Source organism: Rufibacter sp. XAAS-G3-1 (genome assembly GCF_013623775.1).
GTDB lineage: Bacteria > Bacteroidota > Bacteroidia > Cytophagales > Hymenobacteraceae > Nibribacter.
Genome location: NZ_JABFAM010000013.1, coordinates 20,893 through 38,137 on the forward strand (window position 1 = coordinate 20,893; position 17,245 = coordinate 38,137).

General features: G+C 50.5%; 22 protein-coding genes. 14 read left to right on the forward strand and 8 right to left on the reverse strand.

All coding sequences use genetic code 11. From position 1 onward, the window contains the following. Window positions 1-11 precede the first annotated feature (11 nt). From HHO50_RS15160 to HHO50_RS15210, 11 genes are all read left to right on the forward strand, one after another. Window positions 12-200, forward strand: coding sequence for a hypothetical protein (locus HHO50_RS15160; protein WP_181306973.1), 189 nt, complete (start codon window positions 12-14; stop codon window positions 198-200). A gap of 18 nt (window positions 201-218) precedes the next feature. Next, entirely contained in the window at window positions 219-923 is a 705-nt protein-coding gene (locus tag HHO50_RS15165) for a hypothetical protein (protein ID WP_181306976.1), read from the forward strand. Window positions 924-1,152: 229 nt separating this feature from the next. After that, window positions 1,153-1,404, forward strand: coding sequence for a hypothetical protein (locus HHO50_RS15170; protein ID WP_181306977.1), 252 nt, complete (start codon window positions 1,153-1,155; stop codon window positions 1,402-1,404). Between the two features lie 5 nt (window positions 1,405-1,409). After that, the gene (locus HHO50_RS15175; protein WP_181306979.1) at window positions 1,410-2,099 is read left to right on the forward strand and encodes a hypothetical protein; all 690 of its coding nucleotides are present in this window, start codon (window positions 1,410-1,412) and stop codon (window positions 2,097-2,099) included. Between the two features lie 28 nt (window positions 2,100-2,127). Continuing rightward, complete coding sequence (locus tag HHO50_RS15180) at window positions 2,128-2,559, forward strand: hypothetical protein (RefSeq protein ID WP_181306981.1); 432 nt, start codon at window positions 2,128-2,130, stop codon at window positions 2,557-2,559. Continuing rightward, window positions 2,550-2,858: a hypothetical protein gene (locus tag HHO50_RS15185; RefSeq protein WP_181306983.1), complete on the forward strand. Its 309-nt coding sequence runs from the start codon at window positions 2,550-2,552 to the stop codon at window positions 2,856-2,858. The genes HHO50_RS15180 and HHO50_RS15185 overlap by 10 nt, the downstream gene beginning before the upstream one ends. 236 nt (window positions 2,859-3,094) lie before the next feature. Continuing rightward, the gene (locus tag HHO50_RS15190; RefSeq protein WP_181306985.1) at window positions 3,095-3,394 is read left to right on the forward strand and encodes a hypothetical protein; all 300 of its coding nucleotides are present in this window, start codon (window positions 3,095-3,097) and stop codon (window positions 3,392-3,394) included. Next, on the forward strand, window positions 3,394-3,753 hold the full coding sequence (locus HHO50_RS15195) for a hypothetical protein (protein ID WP_181306987.1): 360 nt from the start codon (window positions 3,394-3,396) through the stop codon (window positions 3,751-3,753). Before HHO50_RS15190 ends, HHO50_RS15195 begins: the two co-directional genes overlap by 1 nt. Continuing rightward, window positions 3,750-4,001 (forward strand): hypothetical protein, encoded by a 252-nt coding sequence (locus tag HHO50_RS15200; protein WP_181306989.1) that lies wholly within the window; start codon window positions 3,750-3,752, stop codon window positions 3,999-4,001. Before HHO50_RS15195 ends, HHO50_RS15200 begins: the two co-directional genes overlap by 4 nt. After that, on the forward strand, window positions 3,998-4,285 hold the full coding sequence (locus HHO50_RS15205; RefSeq protein ID WP_181306991.1) for a hypothetical protein: 288 nt from the start codon (window positions 3,998-4,000) through the stop codon (window positions 4,283-4,285). The genes HHO50_RS15200 and HHO50_RS15205 overlap by 4 nt, the downstream gene beginning before the upstream one ends. A 63-nt stretch (window positions 4,286-4,348) precedes the next feature. After that, window positions 4,349-4,630 (forward strand): hypothetical protein, encoded by a 282-nt coding sequence (locus tag HHO50_RS15210; protein ID WP_181306993.1) that lies wholly within the window; start codon window positions 4,349-4,351, stop codon window positions 4,628-4,630. 455 nt (window positions 4,631-5,085) lie between these two features. Here the strand turns inward: HHO50_RS15210 and HHO50_RS15215 are convergent, their stop codons facing one another. The 6 genes from HHO50_RS15215 to HHO50_RS15240 all read right to left on the reverse strand — a co-directional run bounded on the left by HHO50_RS15215 (window position 5,086) and on the right by HHO50_RS15240 (window position 8,120). Beyond that, window positions 5,086-5,283, reverse strand: a complete 198-nt coding sequence (locus HHO50_RS15215; RefSeq protein WP_181306995.1) for a hypothetical protein — start codon at window positions 5,281-5,283, stop codon at window positions 5,086-5,088. Between the two features lie 236 nt (window positions 5,284-5,519). Further along, window positions 5,520-5,924, reverse strand: a complete 405-nt coding sequence (locus HHO50_RS15220) for a type II toxin-antitoxin system HigA family antitoxin (RefSeq protein ID WP_181306997.1) — start codon at window positions 5,922-5,924, stop codon at window positions 5,520-5,522. Between the two features lie 65 nt (window positions 5,925-5,989). After that, on the reverse strand, window positions 5,990-6,283 hold the full coding sequence (locus tag HHO50_RS15225) for a type II toxin-antitoxin system HigB family toxin (protein ID WP_181306998.1): 294 nt from the start codon (window positions 6,281-6,283) through the stop codon (window positions 5,990-5,992). Between the two features lie 159 nt (window positions 6,284-6,442). After that, on the reverse strand, window positions 6,443-6,586 hold the full coding sequence (locus HHO50_RS15230; RefSeq protein WP_181307000.1) for a hypothetical protein: 144 nt from the start codon (window positions 6,584-6,586) through the stop codon (window positions 6,443-6,445). A gap of 491 nt (window positions 6,587-7,077) precedes the next feature. Continuing rightward, a complete protein-coding gene (locus tag HHO50_RS15235) occupies window positions 7,078-7,677 on the reverse strand; it encodes a hypothetical protein (protein ID WP_181307002.1) in 600 nt (199 codons plus the stop codon). Window positions 7,678-7,682: 5 nt separating this feature from the next. After that, on the reverse strand, window positions 7,683-8,120 hold the full coding sequence (locus HHO50_RS15240) for a hypothetical protein (RefSeq protein ID WP_181307004.1): 438 nt from the start codon (window positions 8,118-8,120) through the stop codon (window positions 7,683-7,685). Between the two features lie 498 nt (window positions 8,121-8,618). Between HHO50_RS15240 and hutU the strand changes: the two genes are divergently transcribed. Continuing rightward, on the forward strand, window positions 8,619-10,241 hold the full coding sequence (gene hutU / locus HHO50_RS15245; RefSeq protein ID WP_370457615.1) for a urocanate hydratase: 1,623 nt from the start codon (window positions 8,619-8,621) through the stop codon (window positions 10,239-10,241). A 427-nt stretch (window positions 10,242-10,668) separates the two neighbouring features. Then, complete coding sequence (gene hutI / locus HHO50_RS15250) at window positions 10,669-11,916, forward strand: imidazolonepropionase (protein WP_181307008.1); 1,248 nt, start codon at window positions 10,669-10,671, stop codon at window positions 11,914-11,916. Window positions 11,917-12,065: 149 nt separating this feature from the next. Here the strand turns inward: hutI and HHO50_RS15255 are convergent, their stop codons facing one another. Further along, on the reverse strand, window positions 12,066-12,629 hold the full coding sequence (locus HHO50_RS15255) for a hypothetical protein (protein WP_181307010.1): 564 nt from the start codon (window positions 12,627-12,629) through the stop codon (window positions 12,066-12,068). A 96-nt stretch (window positions 12,630-12,725) separates the two neighbouring features. Here HHO50_RS15255 and hutG point away from each other — a divergent pair, with 96 nt between their 5' ends. Continuing rightward, window positions 12,726-13,688, forward strand: a complete 963-nt coding sequence (hutG, locus tag HHO50_RS15260; RefSeq protein WP_181307012.1) for a formimidoylglutamase — start codon at window positions 12,726-12,728, stop codon at window positions 13,686-13,688. A gap of 435 nt (window positions 13,689-14,123) precedes the next feature. Here the strand turns inward: hutG and HHO50_RS15265 are convergent, their stop codons facing one another. Then, window positions 14,124-16,700 (reverse strand): phosphoenolpyruvate carboxylase, encoded by a 2,577-nt coding sequence (locus tag HHO50_RS15265; RefSeq protein ID WP_181307014.1) that lies wholly within the window; start codon window positions 16,698-16,700, stop codon window positions 14,124-14,126. Window positions 16,701-17,245 lie beyond the last annotated feature (545 nt).

Sequence of the window (17,245 nt, forward strand, 5' to 3'; positions counted from 1 at the left end):
ACCCCACAGAAATGGCAAAATCATCATTGAAGAGCCTGTCGGCCGAACACCGGCAGAATGTCGTGAGCGAAGTCCTGGACCTGCTCCGAACCAAGTACGGCCAGCAGATAGGCCATATTGAGATTACCCAGTCAGAGCTTGATGCCCTGGGCCATATCCCACAGGCGTCCCAGCAGGAGATTGACGCAGTAAACCTTTAACCACTTAGCAAGAGACCCATGGAAACCACCACCCAAAAATTCCCCATCCTGATTCACGAAGACGCGAAAGCCTACCAGAGCTTTATGCAGTCCTACCGATTGCACGTCCTTCCCACCGTGAAAGACATCAAGGCGATGTATGAGAAACTCAACCTTCAGGAGCCCTTCAGCGATGAGGTATGGCAAGACATCATACACGGGGGCCGCAAGGTGCAGGCTGCCATAGAAGCCCGGGTGAAAGCCGTCAGGGAATTCCTAGGGGTGAGCACCGGACTCGTCAAAGAAGACGTGATGAGCAAGGCCAACCCCTATGGCCCGATAGCCGACAGGATGTACCGCTTCCACAACACCTTCAATGGTAACTCGGAACAACTGCACCGGCTTCCCTTGAGCGAGGTGGTGAACGTGGCAGATGTCCCCGAAATCAGTGAGAAAGGCAAAGCCATGGTCTTGGAGATGTTCAGGGAGTACATCCAGAATGAGGAGGAACTGCGCATCAAAGAAGATGCTGAGGCCTTTATCGAGGCGTTCAACAAAATGGCGAAGACCCTCAAAGGGGCGGATGTATGGGAAAGAACCTATGGCCCCATGTTCGGGAACGGCCACACCATGCACATGATAATCTCTGAAGACAGGGATGATGCCAAGACTCCAGTATTCAGCCTTAACCCAACTCTTTTCTCCTCTTTGAGATACATCCGAAACTCGAAGAAATATAGATAGCATGTAGGGTGCCTTTGGAAGATTGGGCACCCTTTTGCAGAAACAGGTAATAAAACACTTACCTAACCTTTCCAAAAATGAGCGCAGAAGATAAAAACAAGGTAGACCCCGATATTTTAGCCTTTGGCAAGAAGAGCAAAGGAGGAGCCTGCCCCCAAAGAGGGCGTAGACCCGGCCGTTGCAGCCTTCAGGGATAAAATCAGAGCCAGGCAGTTGAAGAAATAACCGGATGGAAAGCAACACTATAGAAGAGCAGGCCTTTTTGGATGCCTTGGAGGCTTTTACTATTGAGTGGAACAAGATGAGCGTGGCATTAGCCCCCACGGGAATCTGGAAGCATCAGGAAGGCCCCCTTGTAGCAGACAGCCTTACTTTCAACGCCCTTTTCAGAGAAAGGAAAGAGAAAGACCAGCCCTCCCATCTGTCCATCAACCCAGAAGCACTTGACCTATTCAACTGGCTTAAAAACCACAAAAGATAAACACCATGAAGACCCAGACTTTACCCCAAACACCCTCTCAGGAGAAGATACTTATCCATGAAGACCCTGATCTCTTCCAAGGGCTAATGGGCAGAGGAAAACAATTGTTCGGATTGGTCAGCGATATAGCAGAAGCCTACTCCGAACTGAACATCGGGCCCTTTGACAATGAAGCCTTCCAAGCGGCTATCCATAACCCGTCCGCCATCAGGGATAAGGTAATGGGCACCGTAGGGCAGGCGCTCGCCTTGGCTCCCTTCAAGGCTAAGAATCTGAGGCAGGAGATGACGGAAGATGCCGAGGCGCTATTGAGTGACCTTTACAAGGCGGTTACCGTGCTTAGGCAAGCCGGCCAGAGCCCCGGCAGCATTCCCCTTATCTTTCCTCTGTCTTCCATCACCATCAACGAGGAGGGTTCCCCAGAAATAAACGGGCAGAACCAGGAGAAGCTGAAAGAGCAGTACTGCAGGATTTACCTGGAGTCGCCGGAGGAAAAAGCCCTTTACCTCAAACTGAAAGAGCTGGAGAAAGCCTACAACGGAGTGCAGGAGGAATTCAACAAGCACCGGTTCATAGGTCAGCTGGGTGTACACCCTACCATTGACACCCTGGTATTGGATTCCCAGAACATGGCTACCCTGAAGCCCGAGGCCACCAAAATGCTGGTGCAGAGATACCAGGCAAACAGATATTAGCCGGATGGAGAGCAGCTTCAACTACTCTATGGTAAAGAAGAGTTTCGCCATTCTGAAAGACCAGGCCGCTTACCTGAGAAGGAAGGGCAACAAAGCCTCTAACTGGGTAAGGGAAGCGATTGACGAAAAGGTGCTCAGGGAAATGGGGGCCCAGACCCTTGGCGGACTGGGCCTAAATCCTTTCATCACCAATACTGCAGAAGGGCCTATGGATTCCATACAGGTCTTTCTGGTGGAACAGGCAACCGACACCCACTCCCTTATTCTGGTGAAGGGCGGCGGCCGGGACACCTGCGGGGAGATACCCAGCCAGCAGGTAAAGCCTTACCTAAGGTATATACGGAAGCAGCGTTTCAACAAACCGATAGAAGAGCGCCATATCACCAGAGAGGAATTTGAGCAGAAAAGGGAAAGCGTACTTTTTGAAAACAACAAAAATCAGCAAAAACCATGGGACTGAAAAAAGGCCAGACGAACAACCCAAATGGAAGGAAACCTGGGGTACCCAATAAACTGACAGGCAGCATGCGCGAGCGGGTGAACGGCTTCCTGGATGAGAACTTTGACACGGTGACGGAAGCCTTCACGCAGCTGAGCCCCTCCGACAAACTGCACTTCTACACAAAGCTGCTGGCGTTCGGGCTCCCTACCCTAAAGGCGGTGGAGCACTCCGGCGAAATCAAGAATAAACTGGAGGCTCTCTCAGATGAGCAGCTGAACGAACTGGTGCACCAGGTATTAAGTGCCGTTGACAAATAACCTGTGTATATGGGGGCTGAATGTCAACACAAGTTTGTCTTCAAGTATGTCGAAAAGACAAGCAGAGGTAATGGGTACTACGGGAGGCTATACCAGAAAACTGACTATTTCTTTTGTGAGAAATGTCTTGAGGAAAGGGAAAAGATAGAGAAGGTGCAAGCAAACATAAACTACCCTGAGGAAATACCCGCCTGGGCAGCAACAGGGGTTAAGCGGCTAGATTAATCAATCACCTTATGAAAAGACAGGAGAAGATAGAAGCGCTCAGGAAGATACTTGACGGGGTTCCGGTGGAAGAGGCATTCCCTGTTGTGGAAGTGGTCCTTTATGAGAGCTTTGAGAAGGAAGGAATAACGGTGGCGCTTGTAGAGCCCCGGGACGGGTATAAGCAATCCGTCATTGTAACCCCTAACCAATTGGCGGCTTCTGTGGTGGATGACATACGGAAGTGGAACCCGCTGAAACGGGTAAAGGCAATCTACATCTCCAGAGCGGAGCTAGACGCATACGATGCTTGGTTTGAAAAGGAATTCTAATGGAAAACACCAGAAAGATATTGGCGGAAGTACTGACCGGCGCTCTTACCCCTCAGCAGGCGGCACCAGCTTTGCGGCAGGCCATGGCAGAGGAAAACCCTGTGGTATTGGTCTTGGAAGAGAAGGATGGCACCTACAGCCTGGTAGAGGTATCAGAAAGCTTTAAGGTTTGCGATGCCAAAAAGGGCTTTACCCGGGAAGAGGTGGAAGAGAAAACAAGGTACAGGAAGGCGCTGTACTTTGACAGCGAAGACAGCCAGCTGGGCAACGCCACCTTAGTAACCCATCCGGACCCAAAGAAGGTTAATACAGTCATTGTCCTACCTGACAACGGTAGGCGCTTAAACCAGAGCTTATGACCATCATAGAGACAAGCAGCGAAGAGTACCGGGAATTGGCGGTTAACGCCATTGTTAACCAGGACGTGCATGTGCTGAGCCAGCTGAGGGAAGCCAACGAGGCCGGAGCCGGTGAGGTGGTGGTGCTGGGCTCCTTTTTGGATGCGCTCATATACTCCACCGATGATGATGACAACGATGATGAACGGGCGGAGGTAATCACAGACCTGACGCTGTACAACTTCTTCCATAACCCGCCAGCGGCATGACACAGACTAGCAGAGAGATACTGGCCGATGTATTGGCCGGCAACATTACCATGGTAGCCGCGGCGCCGGCGCTGAGGTTGGCCATGAAGAGGGAAGCACCATTGGTTATTGCGATGCAGGAAGAAGACGGCACCTGGTCAGTTACCCATGTAGTAGGAAAGCAATTTGAAATGTCGGACATGTTCCTTAACCCAACGATCAAAGGTCTCTCTGAGGAAGAGTATAGGGCACGCTACGGAGAACACAACGGTATAGAGTTCAAAGCTGTAGAGCAGGTGGGTTGAGTTCTCTTAAATAGTTGATGGTCTTAAAGTTTATCCTTAATTTGTAGAATGGTATACGCAATTTTGAAAGACACACATGGGCATTTCCAATATAAGGAATGCCAAACTACTGAAGGAGCTCTAACACATCTTCTTAAAAATGATTGCTTGCCAATTGCAGTCATTGACAATAGCGGCTATGTTGAGCTAATACATGTTAATAACATGGCCTACGATCCATTCAAAGTATTCCAAGATGCACTTATGAATTTTAGGGAAAATGATAAATCGCTACCTTATAGCAATTACAACTATGCTGAGGAAGTAATTAGAATGGGAAAGGATAACTCCTCATATTTATTTTAATCCTACCCTCAATCGTTCGGAATTGCACCTTTAGAAGAATTTCTCTCTACTTAACATAAGATGTGTTATAAGGAAAACCACGCTCTTTCATTCCTGCCGGGGTGTCTTTTCCGGTTGGTTTCTTGCATTCTTCTCAGGAGGTTGATTTATGGCACGGCTCCATTTATCCTACGTGCGGTTCCGGCGCGGGGCGCCATGCGACGATGGAGTAGCGGAAAGGGATGCCTCTGGGATTCTCTACCTGGAATACCCTCGGCGTACATCCCCGCTATCACACATCTGGGCCCTAGGGGGTGCTCGATGGTAAAGAGGCAACTCTGCTCGTGGGTAGGCTTCTGCTCTTCGAAAATGATCCAGTCCTGCATGGTTAATGTTGTTAAGAAGGGAGGCGTTGATTTGAGCGGCGCATGGCTACAGACAGACATGCTATACCAGCTGTAACTATTACTTGAAGGCTAGGTGATAGGCTCCCACCTGTCCACAAACCAAGCGGAGTCATACTCATCGTCCAATTCACCCTTGACGAACTTCTGCCCGGTGGCCAGATAGTAGCCCGTCTTCCAAACGTCTGACCTTACATTATCTATCCTTTGCCATTTAACCTTGCTTCTATGCTGAGGCAAGGTAGCTGGGTCTAATTGTATCACTGGCATAGCCTACAGGTTGATTGCGGGGCAAAACAACTTAAAACATGGCATCCATGCATTGTATCGGCCTAGGGATTAAACACGGGGTAACGTGTGATTTTTCACATAGATTCGGATGGTACCCTTTCAGAGAGCAAGATGTGTTTTTGTTCCAAAAAAACTGCTGCCACCTTATTGACTAAGGGGCGCCCGCTGCTAATGCCATCATAAAAAAGCCCCGGCTTCCCGAGGCTTTTCCTATTTTAGATCAATTCGAGCGTCCTGTCATTGATGAATACATCTAGTGGAATCTTGAGTGCCTTATGCAGATTGTTAATCTGTTGCAGAGTGAAGTATCTTTTTCTGCTTAGAATTTCAGATACTCTAGACTTGGGCCCAATCAAAGGCTCAAGGTCTTTGTTCTTCCATCCATTTTCTTCCATTATATACTTGATAGCATCAATGGGATCTGGTGTGGAAATGGTGTAATGCACTTGCTCGTAAGCGTGCACAAGAGTGGATAGGACCTCTAGTTCATCATCAAGTTCAGTCTCTGGTTCAGGATTTAAGTCTAAAATTTGGTCAATGCGAGTGATAGCTTCACGGTAGTCTTGGTCGGTACGAATTGGGTGAATTGCTGAATTTGGGGTGGTAGCGGTCTTTGTCATGATTTTTGTACCCTGGATATTTCGTCTTGAACTTGGTATTTGGCGCGGTCAGTTCATTTAGCCCACTACACAGAGTGGGCGTCTATTCTATCATACTCTGCGTGGGTTCCGATCCATCTGATGTATACTGTCTGGTTTTTGACCAGAACCACGGTTATGATACGGTAGCGATTTCCTTTGATGTCGAATATAGCTCGGTTATTACCTAGTATATCTACTGAGTTAAAGACCTTCTTCAACTCATTCAGGTTCTTAATTTCAAGTCCTTTAATGATGGAGACCCAAACCTCAAGAGGGAGTTTGGAGTCTGCATGTTTGGTATAGAACTCAATTAAGCGGGCATTTGAAATAATCCTCATTTTTTTTCATATATGAGTAGATAGAGGTGCTTTAGTGAAACAAAGTTACAAAATATGTAACATTTAACCTAGCATTAGGTTACATAATATGTAACCTAATGCTAATAAAAAGCCCCTCTACCAATGGTAAAAGGGGCCTATTTCTTATAGAAACTTTTCTTACAACTGAACAGGGTTATCCCTTATCAACTGATTAGCCTGGCACCAGTTCAGGCACTCAGGCTTGATGTACCCAAAGATGGACTGCCTGAGGTTTTCCACGTCTTCGCTCTCATATCCTTCCAGAGCGTCTATTACGTTCATCAAGGGAACTGCTGAGGGTGACACCTCTCCCCTTTCAATCATTGCTGAGACTGCCATCAACACGCGGCCTAGGGCCTTGGAGTTATTAAGGAGCTGATGAGGATCGGGTTGAGCGGTGGCTGTTAGACTTACATCATGTGTCATATGATTGCAATTTCACACATACCATTGAATTTATAGAATGCAGTTAAATCCTGCACCTCGAAATGAATTCTGTCACTATTCGTCGTAAGGGAAAACCTGGATGGGTTAGACTCCCCGGCTCTCTCAAAGTGCCCTATGCACAATCCCTCGCTTGACTCTGATACACAGATACTGTTCTCTTTTATGGAGGCAATCTCATGTAAGGGAATAGGTTCTAAAACTAATTTATCACCTTTTGCCGCAAACGGCATTAAACCATCAGAGCCAAGTGTCAATACGTGTTTATTTGGATATGATATCATAGCAATACAACAATTTAGATGAAGTGAATTTAATCAAATGCAGGACTAATCGTTTTTGGACCACCCTCTTTCGTCAAAGGTGAACAAGTTAGGGTGCCTCAATTTGACACATTCAGGGATGAAGGGCTTACCGTTTTCCTTGCCGTCTGCATACAGATGTTGCCAGGTGAAATTGTCTTTTCTGATCATCAGGGTTATCCCTGGTCCCATGCCCCATGTTCTTCTTTCCCCTGTGCGGCTGTCGATGAATGAGTAATATATGACCGCCGCTATGCAGTCACGGTTTAGCCAGGCAAGCTCCTTCAAGGGTATCGCCAGCGACTGCGGCTCATACCATCCTACATGACCAACACCTGAATCGTTAATGTATACATGGGGCTTTATCTCTTGCACTATATGCTTCTCTACCCTCAGAGACTTTAATATCATATGTATCTCAACTTCAGCAGTTGAGTAGGAGGTAATCTGGTTATTGTCTGGATTAACCTCGGGTTCAGGGATTCCGAAGTAAGAACCGGCCCAAGGGCGACCCTCTTCGGGATTTTCCCGCTTTTGATTTTTCCTACCTTCACTTGCCTTTGTTAAGGCTTTGTTGCGATTAGCGCTAGTCGGGCTATTAGGGATTTTTACTGGCTGAGTATTCATGGCTCCTATCTTTTATTTCTGTCAACTGTGAAAATTACCTCTGGTTTCCAGGTATGGGCATTAAGGCGAGACCATTTAAGATGGCCAACCCTGACTAGGGGACTAAAAGAGTGATAGTCTAACTCCTTTGCCTGCCCAGTAGCTTTGTCAATTAGTGAGGTCCGGTTTACAAAAGCAATTGCGCTACTGTCGCTGCAGATAAATTCATTGATAGCAGCGGCCTCTTCCTCATTATCAAAGCCCTCCATGTCACATATGACTTTAATACGCTTTACTTCTAGATTTTTTGTAATAATCTCGAAATCATGTACTACTTGATATTTTGAAGAGTGAGGCTTCAGCAGCCGTAAAGGAATGCCAGCAAAGTTCACTGGCTCATTTTCCTGCCGGTCCAGAAGTAATGGTAATTGCTGCTCTTCGGATTGGATTTGGTTTTCATTCATGATCTTGTGGTTTATGGTTAGAAATAGGTTTTCAATCCAAGTGAGCAAGACCAATTTTGAAGAAGAAAAGCGGGATACGTACCCTTCTTGTTCCTTGTAAGTTTGTACTTGCTTACAAGTATTTGATTGTTAGTTATTTGAATAGATTTGCTATATTCCCAGTACAAAGGTAGTCTTTCTAGGTGAGTTTTACGCGAATGCGCCAGAGAGGGTGGTTCTGATAGGATTAACCGCGCCAGTTCAGCCAACAACTGCTTTGTTTTTGTCCTGTTTTTCAGGAAATAGGGTAAAAACCAAAATTTGGCTCTGGATCGGTGCGTCAATTGTCATTCTATGGGGAAATGTCTGTAACTTAAGGAAGTTTTTAGCTCCCTCTTTTTACCGTTGCACCAAACCAATTCCTTCCCTATGGATACCCTTGCTTCTCCGCTTACCGTTCCTCCTTCTTCGCTTACCATAGACGAATTTATCCAAACGTACGCCAGCCACCCAGTGTACATGGCACCCCGTGGCCCGCAGCTGCACGCGAAGAACTGGCAGGCCGAGGCAGCCCTCCGGATGTTTCTGAACAACCTGAGCGCAGAGGTGGCCGAAGACCCGGAGCAATTGGTGGTTTATGGCGGAACAGGGCAGGCGGCGCGTACCCCGCAAGACGCCCGCAAGATTGTAGCACTGCTGCTCACGCTGGAGGAAGACGAGAGTTTACTCATCCAATCGGGCAAACCGGTGGGCAAAGTCAGAAGCCATGCCGAGGCGCCGCGCGTGCTCATTGCCAACAGTAACCTGGTGCCCAAGTGGGCTACGTGGGAGCATTTCAACCAACTGCGCGAACGCGGCCTCATGATGTACGGGCAAATGACGGCCGGTTCCTGGATTTACATCGGTAGCCAGGGCATTTTGCAGGGCACCTTTGAAACCTTCGCCGCCTGCGGCCGACTCCATTATGAGAATGACCTGCGCCACAAACTGGTGGTGAGCGGCGGCTTAGGCGGCATGGGCGGGGCGCAACCCTTGGCCGCTACCATGACGGGCGCCACGTTTCTGGGCGTAGACATTGACCCCGAAAGAATACGGAAACGGCTGGAGACCGGCTACCTAGATAAAATGACCTTTGATTACCGCGAGGCCATGCGCCTGTCCCTGGCGGCCCGCGACAAAGGCGAGGCGGTTTCCATTGGCCTGGTAGGTGACATTGGCGATGTGCTGGAGAAACTCCTTCAGGACGGCATCACCCCAGATATTCTTACCGACCAGACCTCCGCGCATGACCCTTTGAACGGCTACGTGCCCCACGGCATGAGCTTGCCCCAGGCCTTGGCCTTGCGCGGAGCAGACCCAGTTATGTACCGCGAACGCTCCTTGAAAAGCATGGCCCGCCACGTAGGTTTTATGCTGGAACTACAGCGCCGCGGCAGCCGCACCTTTGACTATGGCAACAACCTGCGGGAGTACGCGCAGCAGGGCGGCGAACCCAACGCCTTCCAGATTCCCGGGTTTGTGCCCGAGTACATCCGGCCGCTTTTCTGCGGAGGCAAAGGCCCGTTCCGGTGGGTGGCGCTCTCGGGTGACCCGGAGGATATTAAAGTAACAGATGAGGCCCTAAAAGCACTTTTCCCGGAGAACACGCACCTGATTAACTGGCTGAACCAAGCCGCCATGCGAGTGGAGTTCCAGGGGCTTCCCAGCCGTATCTGCTGGCTGGGCATGGGCGAGCGCGAAAAAGCCGGACTTTTGTTTAACCAATTGGTGCGCGAAGGCAAGGTGAAAGCACCCATTGTCATCGGTCGTGACCACCTGGACTGCGGCTCCGTGGCCTCACCTTACCGCGAAACCGAAGGCATGCTGGACGGCTCAGATGCTGTCTCTGACTGGCCGTTGCTCAACCTTATGGCCAACGCCAGCGGCGGTGCTACCTGGGTTTCTTTCCACCACGGCGGCGGCGTAGGCATGGGCTACTCCCAACACGCCGGCATGGTCATCCTGGCCGATGGTACCGACCGCGCCGACCGCTGCCTGCGCCGGGTGCTGCACAATGACCCCGCCCTGGGCATCTTCCGCCACGCCGATGCCGGGTATGACACCGCCCAGGAGAATGCCCAAAAGTTTGGGTTGGAGCTGTAGGAGTAGGCGCGGATTTACCAGAATTGAGTTCCGGCAAGACATGGAATAACCTTGTCTTGCCGGTAGATGTAGGGGCAATCCCTGGTGGTTGCCCTAATCTTTGCTGAGGGAACAAACCTCCACAGGTGATTACAATCTATAGTGTCTAAAATACGCCCACCGTGGTTGCGTGTTCTCACCAACAACCCAGACTGCGGAGGAGGGCGAAAGGGCAACCACCAGGGATTTCCCCTACCTTCAGGAACGCCAATTTCTTGTGGAAACACCCTTTCAGAACTGCTCTCAGACCAGAAAGCTTGGTCTGTCTATTTTCTCACCTATCAGCCGTTTTCAGCCTGTTTTCTAAAAATAGAAGGAAAATCAGCTTTGGAATGCCACAGTCATTATCTTGCTGTCTGCACTACTTTCTTCCCGAAACCTGACCCAAATGACAGAAGAACCAGAATCCTACCTCCTTATCGGGCCTTTTAGTCAAATGGTGACCATGGCCGGTTTGCCGTTAAATGGATCTCTAGCCGATGGGCAGTTAGAGGCGCTGGAACAAGCAGGTGTGCTTATCAGAGGAGAAAAGATTGAGAAAGTAGGAAACTATGCTCTCTTACGGCGGGAAGCAGAAGCAACCCATTACCGGCTGCATGAAATAAATACCCCCATGGTGCTGCTGCCGGGTTTCATAGATGCCCACACGCATCTGTGTTTTGCGGGTGCCCGAGCCAATGATTACGCCCTGCGGGTAGCCGGTAAAAGTTACCGGGAGATTGCCCGCAGCGGCGGCGGAATTCTGGATACCGTTTCAAAAACCAGAGCTGCCACGCTGGAGCAACTGGTGCCGGAACTCATGGCCCGTTGCGACCGTCACCTGACCGAAGGCGTGACCACCTGCGAGGTGAAAAGCGGGTACGGCCTTACCGTAGCAGACGAACTCAAAATGCTGGAAGCCATTCAGCAGGTAAACCAGCGGCACCCGCTGGATTTGGTGCCCACGTGCCTGGCCGCTCACCTGCGCCCGCCCGAATTTCCAGATGCCCACGGCTACTTAGAGCACATTCTTCAGGAACTGTTGCCGAAAGTAAAAGAGCGGAAACTCGCCCAGCGGGTAGATATTTTCATGGAAGAAACCGCCTTTTCTGAAGCGGAAGCGTTGCCCTATCTACAGGCGGCCCAAGCCTTGGGCTTCGACATCACCGTACACGCAGACCAGTTCAGCACCGGGGGCAGCAAGGTAGCCGCCCAGGTCAAAGCCGCTAGTGCCGACCATCTGGAGGCCAGCGGTGCAGGTGAACTCACGTTGTTGAAGGAGGCCGATGTAGTAGCCACCGTCTTGCCCGGCGCTTCCCTGGGGCTGGGGATGTCGTTCGCGCCCGCCCGTAAAATGCTGGAGGCCGGCCTCTGCGTCGCCATCGCCACCGACTGGAACCCCGGTTCCGCGCCCATGGGCGATTTGCTCTTACAGGCTGCCTTGCTCGGGGCCGCCGAGAAACTGACTTTGGCTGAGACCTTCGCTGGAATCACCTACCGCGCGGCCCATGCCCTCCGCATGACAGACCGCGGGAAACTGGCCCCCGGCCTGCTGGCCGATATGGTCGCTTTCCCAACCGGCAATTACCAGGAGATTCTGTACTACCAGGGAAAACTGAAGCCCACCAAGGTCTGGAAAAGCGGAACGTTAGTCTAGCAAAAGAGGTCGTTTTTGTTTTCAGGAAGTACCACAGACACTAAGAGCATGTTTAAATTTCATCTTTACGCTGCAAACGGCCATAAAAAGAACCTGCGGAAGCCTTTTTCTGGTCATTTTCGCTGGCAAACCTCAAATTTAAACAAGCTCTAATTCCGGGATTTCTCCTTTTCCAAAAGAATGCGCACAATGCGGGTATCTTCATCATCCCAATTGATGTTTTTGACGTTCTCTATCAATTGCACAGACAGACCGTCATACTGGCCAAACGTGTTATAAACCTCTATCAGGAATTCGGTCTCGGTGATTTCTTTGATAAACCCGTACAGCCCTAAGTCCTGGTAAAAATTCACGTAGATGAGGTTTTCTTCTTTGAGAGCCTGCTGTAAGATCTCTTCAATGCTGCAGTTCCCGATATGGAAAATAGCCGGAACGGAGGTGTCGGCGTAAAGCTTTCTGAGGCTGGCCTCTTTGATCTCTAATCTGCGCAGAAAAACATCGTCAAAGTCAGCTCCAAAAAGATCAGTGGTTCTGATGATGGTGATCCCGTTGGGCAGCCCTTGCTGCGAGATAGACCTGATGCTGACCGTTTCTTCGTTTTGGTCAAGCAAATAGCCAAAGTGAAGTTTTGGGCCATCAGATGCGTTGACTCTAAGGGTTACCGGTTTTTGTTCTTCTATTGATTTCTGAAGTAATGAGTAGATTAATGACATGTAAGCAAGCGTAGGTAGATTTGTTCTTTTAGAAATGATAATCTTGGTGTAAAATAAAAAAATATTCTGTACCCTACTCTAAATTTACTTCCGTCTATGTACAAACCATCAGATAAAACCACCTGGAAAGGAAGGTTAGACTTGCCGGATGGCGAGTTGGGGTTGAGGTGGCATCAGATAATACGGTTGCTGGATCTCGCCGGCGAAGTACCAGAGGATCACGGGAATTTCGCCTTGCTGGGCTTCTGCTGCGACGAAGGGGTTCGGCGGAACCAGGGCAGGGTAGGAGCAGCGGGTGGCCCGGCCGCTGTCCGCCAGGCGATGTCTTCCTTCGCTTCTCATCTGCCATTAGGAGTACAGTTGTTTGATGGGGGCGATGTATTGTGCGCCAACCAGCATTTGGAAGAGGCCCAAGCGCAACTAGGCAGGAAAGTGGAGCTACTACTCCAGAAGGGTTTTAAGGCGATTGTTCTGGGAGGCGGGCATGAAACAGCGTACGGGCACTTCTCAGGCATCCGGAAAAGCCTGAAAGAGGGAGAGCGCCTGGGAATCATCAATTTCGATGCGCATTTTGACCTCCGCAGCTACGCCCAAGGTTCCAGTTCCGGTACGCCTTTCCGCCAGATAGCCCATGACCTACACGCGGCCGGAAGGAATTTCCAGTACCTCTGCCTCGGCATTCAGGAATACGGCAACACCCGCCAGCTTTTCCAGACCGCGGCAGAGTTGGGCGTGGAGTACGTGTCTGCCCAGGGGATTCAAGTTGGGGCAACTGGGGCAGTGCAGGAGAAGATAAAGCAGTTCATGGCGAAAGTAGACAAGCTGTACCTGAGCATTGACCTGGATGTGTTTGCCGCCGCCTACGCACCCGGTGTCAGTGCCACCAATGCCTTAGGGCTCACGCCGCATACTGTTTTGCCTTTATTGACTCAGGTTGTCAGCAGTGGGAAAGTGGTTTCTTTAGACGTAGTGGAACTCAATCCAACGCTGGACTTGGACGACCAAACCGCCAAACTTGCCGCCGCGCTTATTTATCAGTTGGTGCAGGCGTGGGGGTAGAAAAATTCTGTTCGTGTGATTTTCGTTCCGGTTTCTCGTTTTAGGCCAGTTTTTAGAAAATCAGGCTCAAAACACCATGAAAAGTTATTACTGACCTTCCGCAGGAGCCTCATTCCGGAGGCCCGCTGATGCGTTTTAGGACTTTTTTTAGGAAAACGGGCCGGAAACGGCATTGGCAGAGACACTCGTAGGAGCTACGCACACTACGAGGTCTTGGGAGCGGGCGATATTGCGGAAGGAGGCCCAAAACGCGAAAACCTGTGAGGTCTCCAAGACCTCACAGGTTTAGAAATTTACTGGCGCGAGACTCCGGTCTCGTGACTTGGGATGAAGCGAGTCTCCAGACTCGCCGGGAACCACCAGCTATAAAAATTTCGGGTTAAAACAGCAGGAGCCGGTTCCTTTCATAGGAACCGGCTCCTGCCTTGATAAACCTTAGGCAGAATTGCGTTCAGCGTTGATGATCCCGAAGGAGCAGCGCATGACCAGTTTCTCGAATTTGCTTTTGTCTGGGGTCACAGCTTCCTGTTCCTCCATTTCCCTGATTTTGGTGAGGGCAAACTGTTGGATGGTGAGCAGCGGCATTTCAATCCGTTGGCGCATCTGAATGGAGTGGAGGTTCACCGGTTTATCGGCCATGAGGTGCGTATTGCCCGTGAGCCGGAGCACGTACTGTTTGGTGCGCTCAAACTCCTGGTAGATGATGTTCCAGAGCTCGCCGTATTGGGGATGGTTGGCCAGGAAAGCGGTGAGTGGGAAGAAGCACTTGGTCATGGCCATCTCGCAGTTCCCCAACAAGGTTCTGAAGAACAGCGAACGCCCGTACAGTTGCGCAATGGCTTCCCACTGCCCGTCGGCTTCCAGTTTCTCCAGCGCGCTGCCCACCCCGAAATAGCCCGGCAAGTTCTGCTTTAACTGGCTCCAGGAACCAACGTACGGCACCGCGCGCAGGTCGTTCAGGTTCAGTTTGCCGGGTTTGCGCTTGGACGGACGGCTCCCGATGTTCGCCTCGGCGTAATACCTGAGCGGACTGGCGTAATTGAGGTACTCCAGAAAGTTAGGGTTGTTTTTAAGGGTGTTGTAGGCTACGTAACTTTCCTCGGCGAGGCGCTGCATCACCTGCTCTTCCTCAGCGGAAAGCGTGGTTTCCTGAGCAGTGAACAAGGCATTCCGGATGCCCGCGTGCATCAACTGCTCCATGTTGTACTGGGCAGAATCTATGGTTCCGAAGTTGGAGCTGATGGTCTGTCCCTGAATGGTCAACTGGATTTCCTTGCTCGCGATTTTTGGGCCCATGGAAGCGTAGAACTGGTGCGTACTTCCGCCGCCCCGGGCGGGCGGGCCTCCGCGCCCGTCAAAAAACACCACCTGCAAATCATACTGGTGGGCGAGGCGGGTGAGTTCTTCCTTGGCTTTGTAGATGCTCCAGTTAGACATAAGGTAACCGCCGTCTTTGGTGCCGTCTGAGAAGCCCAGCATGATGCTCTGGATGTTGCCCCGGCGGTGCAGATGCTGGCGGTACTCGTCAGAACGGTACAAGGCCTGCATCACCTCATGGGCATTCTTGAGGTCGTCAATGGTTTCAAACAGCGGTACAATGTCTACGGACAGTTCCTCGGGTTGCCAGCCGCTGAGCAGAAACAGGCCGTACACTTCCATGACATCCAGGGCACTGGTGCTGTGGCTGATGATGTAGCGGTGGCTGCCGTAGGGGCCATTGATTTCCTGAATGGTTTTGATGGCCTGCATAGACGCCAGTATGTCGCGGTGCAGTTCATTTTCCAGGGCTTCGGGAGAAACGGTGGCGTTGGCGTTCAGCAGGGCTGATATTTTCTCGGAGGGGGAGAGCTCGGCGTAATTTTTAGGCAAAGCATCTGTGCTGGCCGCGATGGCTTCCAGCGCTTCGGTATGCGCAGAACTGTCTTGCCGAACGTCAAGCGAGGCGAAGTACAACCCAAACAGCTCTACTTTCCTGATCAGGTTTTCGGCATGGTGCAGGAACAGAGAATTGTGTTCCCTGATCAAGGTCTCCCGTATTTTCTGCAGCGGCACCAGTACGTCATCTTTGGTGATGTCTGCTTTGTAGCCCGGCAAAAACAGGTTGTTGTACAGCTTCTGCTCCAGCACCAGGAGTTCATTCAACACGCCTTTGAAGGTCAACCGCCGCTTGAGCCGGCGAACATCCCGGTAATACGACTTGATGATGGCGCCCCTAAGCGATTCGGCCACTTGCAGGGTAATGGCGGCGGTCACAAACGGGTTGCCGTCCCGGTCTCCGCCGGGCCAGAAACCTAGCCTGATCAAGGGGTTTTTATCTGAAACCGCCTGCGGAAACTGGCTTTTGAGGTAAGCCATGATTTGGCCGGCCGCCTGGTAGAACACGTTTTCCAGGTACCAGATCAAGCTCACCGCCTCGTCATACGGTGATGGTTTCTCGTTTTTGAAGAACGGCGTTTTGCCCAACTGCCGCAGATAGCTGTTCACCTGCGTGGTGTTGTCGTTCAGCAGGGCTTTTGAGAGATCGTTGATGATGCCCAAGACCTCGCTGGGATAGAACTGGGTAGGGTGGGCGGTGAGCACCAAACGTACCGAGAAGTCCTGCAGCTTTTCCTTTAACTGCGCCTGGGTCTGGGTTTGCTCCACCTCGGCCTGCAGGTGTTTCAAGGTGCCGGCCCCGGCCATGTCATGCGTCTCCCTAAACGATGCGTCTTCCAGGGCATCAAAGAGAACCACCTGCCGCTCGGCGTACTGCACAAACCTGAACAGCAGATCTATCTGCTCCTGCTCGGTACGGTAGGGCGTGTACTGCCCAAAAAACGTGCTGATGATTTCGTTGGGGCTCAGTTCTTTCTCAAATCCTTCTTCACAGTGCAACAGGAAAATAGACAGCAATACGCCGGTTTTCTCCACCCTATGGAAGGGAAGCGAGGTGAACAGGCTGTTGTATAACTGAAACTTCAGGCCTACGTGTTTGTCATAGGTTTGCAGGGCGCTGTTGGAAGAACTATCCATAAGGTCTTGGTTTTGATTTTGGGGTAGGTGGCTAGAGAGAAATGGGAACGTGTTTTTATAAGCTTTTATTTCTTACAGTAAATCTAAAGAGTTGTTGTGAAAAGAATGACAGAAACAATGATTTCTTTACAAATTATAGGTTGTAAAGTAAGATTAGTTGAAATTGTTGCAAGAAGGGTTTTGCCAGCCTTCTTGGTACATACGGCAGGTGTTTCCATGCTGTTTTGAAAGAAACAGGCCTAAAACAGATGGGTATGTTTCTAAGGTTAGAGGAAAAGTACGGAGACAGCATTCCGTTATCCTATTTGTCGTCCTGGAAGGATCTTATGGGCGAACTAGAATAGTTTTGATGGAGCGTTATTGCCGCTTGCCACCAAGATCCTTCCAGGACGACAACAAGAAAAGTAAGTCAAGCTAATTTTGTCCGCATACTAACATACTGTACCTCTCAACGGGTAGGCTTAAAGTACTCTGTTTTAAGCTTAGTTTGCCGAAAACACCTTAAAAACGGCTTATAACTGACCTTCCGCATCCCGCTGGCGGTT

Bases quoted from the DNA above. Each gene is read 5' to 3' on its own strand.
- HHO50_RS15160 (WP_181306973.1), top strand. From the start codon at position 12: ATGGCAAAATCATCATTGAAGAGCCTGTCGGCCGAACACCGGCAGAAT.
- HHO50_RS15165 (WP_181306976.1), top strand. From the start codon at position 219: ATGGAAACCACCACCCAAAAATTCCCCATCCTGATTCACGAAGACGCG.
- HHO50_RS15170 (WP_181306977.1), top strand. From the start codon at position 1,153: ATGGAAAGCAACACTATAGAAGAGCAGGCCTTTTTGGATGCCTTGGAG.
- HHO50_RS15175 (WP_181306979.1), top strand. From the start codon at position 1,410: ATGAAGACCCAGACTTTACCCCAAACACCCTCTCAGGAGAAGATACTT.
- HHO50_RS15180 (WP_181306981.1), top strand. From the start codon at position 2,128: ATGGTAAAGAAGAGTTTCGCCATTCTGAAAGACCAGGCCGCTTACCTG.
- HHO50_RS15185 (WP_181306983.1), top strand. From the start codon at position 2,550: ATGGGACTGAAAAAAGGCCAGACGAACAACCCAAATGGAAGGAAACCT.
- HHO50_RS15190 (WP_181306985.1), top strand. From the start codon at position 3,095: ATGAAAAGACAGGAGAAGATAGAAGCGCTCAGGAAGATACTTGACGGG.
- HHO50_RS15195 (WP_181306987.1), top strand. From the start codon at position 3,394: ATGGAAAACACCAGAAAGATATTGGCGGAAGTACTGACCGGCGCTCTT.
- HHO50_RS15200 (WP_181306989.1), top strand. From the start codon at position 3,750: ATGACCATCATAGAGACAAGCAGCGAAGAGTACCGGGAATTGGCGGTT.
- HHO50_RS15205 (WP_181306991.1), top strand. From the start codon at position 3,998: ATGACACAGACTAGCAGAGAGATACTGGCCGATGTATTGGCCGGCAAC.
- HHO50_RS15215 (WP_181306995.1), bottom strand. From the start codon at position 5,283: ATGCCAGTGATACAATTAGACCCAGCTACCTTGCCTCAGCATAGAAGC.
- HHO50_RS15220 (WP_181306997.1), bottom strand. From the start codon at position 5,924: ATGACAAAGACCGCTACCACCCCAAATTCAGCAATTCACCCAATTCGT.
- HHO50_RS15225 (WP_181306998.1), bottom strand. From the start codon at position 6,283: ATGAGGATTATTTCAAATGCCCGCTTAATTGAGTTCTATACCAAACAT.
- HHO50_RS15230 (WP_181307000.1), bottom strand. From the start codon at position 6,586: ATGAACGTAATAGACGCTCTGGAAGGATATGAGAGCGAAGACGTGGAA.
- HHO50_RS15235 (WP_181307002.1), bottom strand. From the start codon at position 7,677: ATGAATACTCAGCCAGTAAAAATCCCTAATAGCCCGACTAGCGCTAAT.
- HHO50_RS15240 (WP_181307004.1), bottom strand. From the start codon at position 8,120: ATGAATGAAAACCAAATCCAATCCGAAGAGCAGCAATTACCATTACTT.
- hutU (WP_370457615.1), top strand. From the start codon at position 8,619: ATGGCACCCCGTGGCCCGCAGCTGCACGCGAAGAACTGGCAGGCCGAG.
- hutI (WP_181307008.1), top strand. From the start codon at position 10,669: ATGACAGAAGAACCAGAATCCTACCTCCTTATCGGGCCTTTTAGTCAA.
- HHO50_RS15255 (WP_181307010.1), bottom strand. From the start codon at position 12,629: ATGTCATTAATCTACTCATTACTTCAGAAATCAATAGAAGAACAAAAA.
- hutG (WP_181307012.1), top strand. From the start codon at position 12,726: ATGTACAAACCATCAGATAAAACCACCTGGAAAGGAAGGTTAGACTTG.
- HHO50_RS15265 (WP_181307014.1), bottom strand. From the start codon at position 16,700: ATGGATAGTTCTTCCAACAGCGCCCTGCAAACCTATGACAAACACGTA.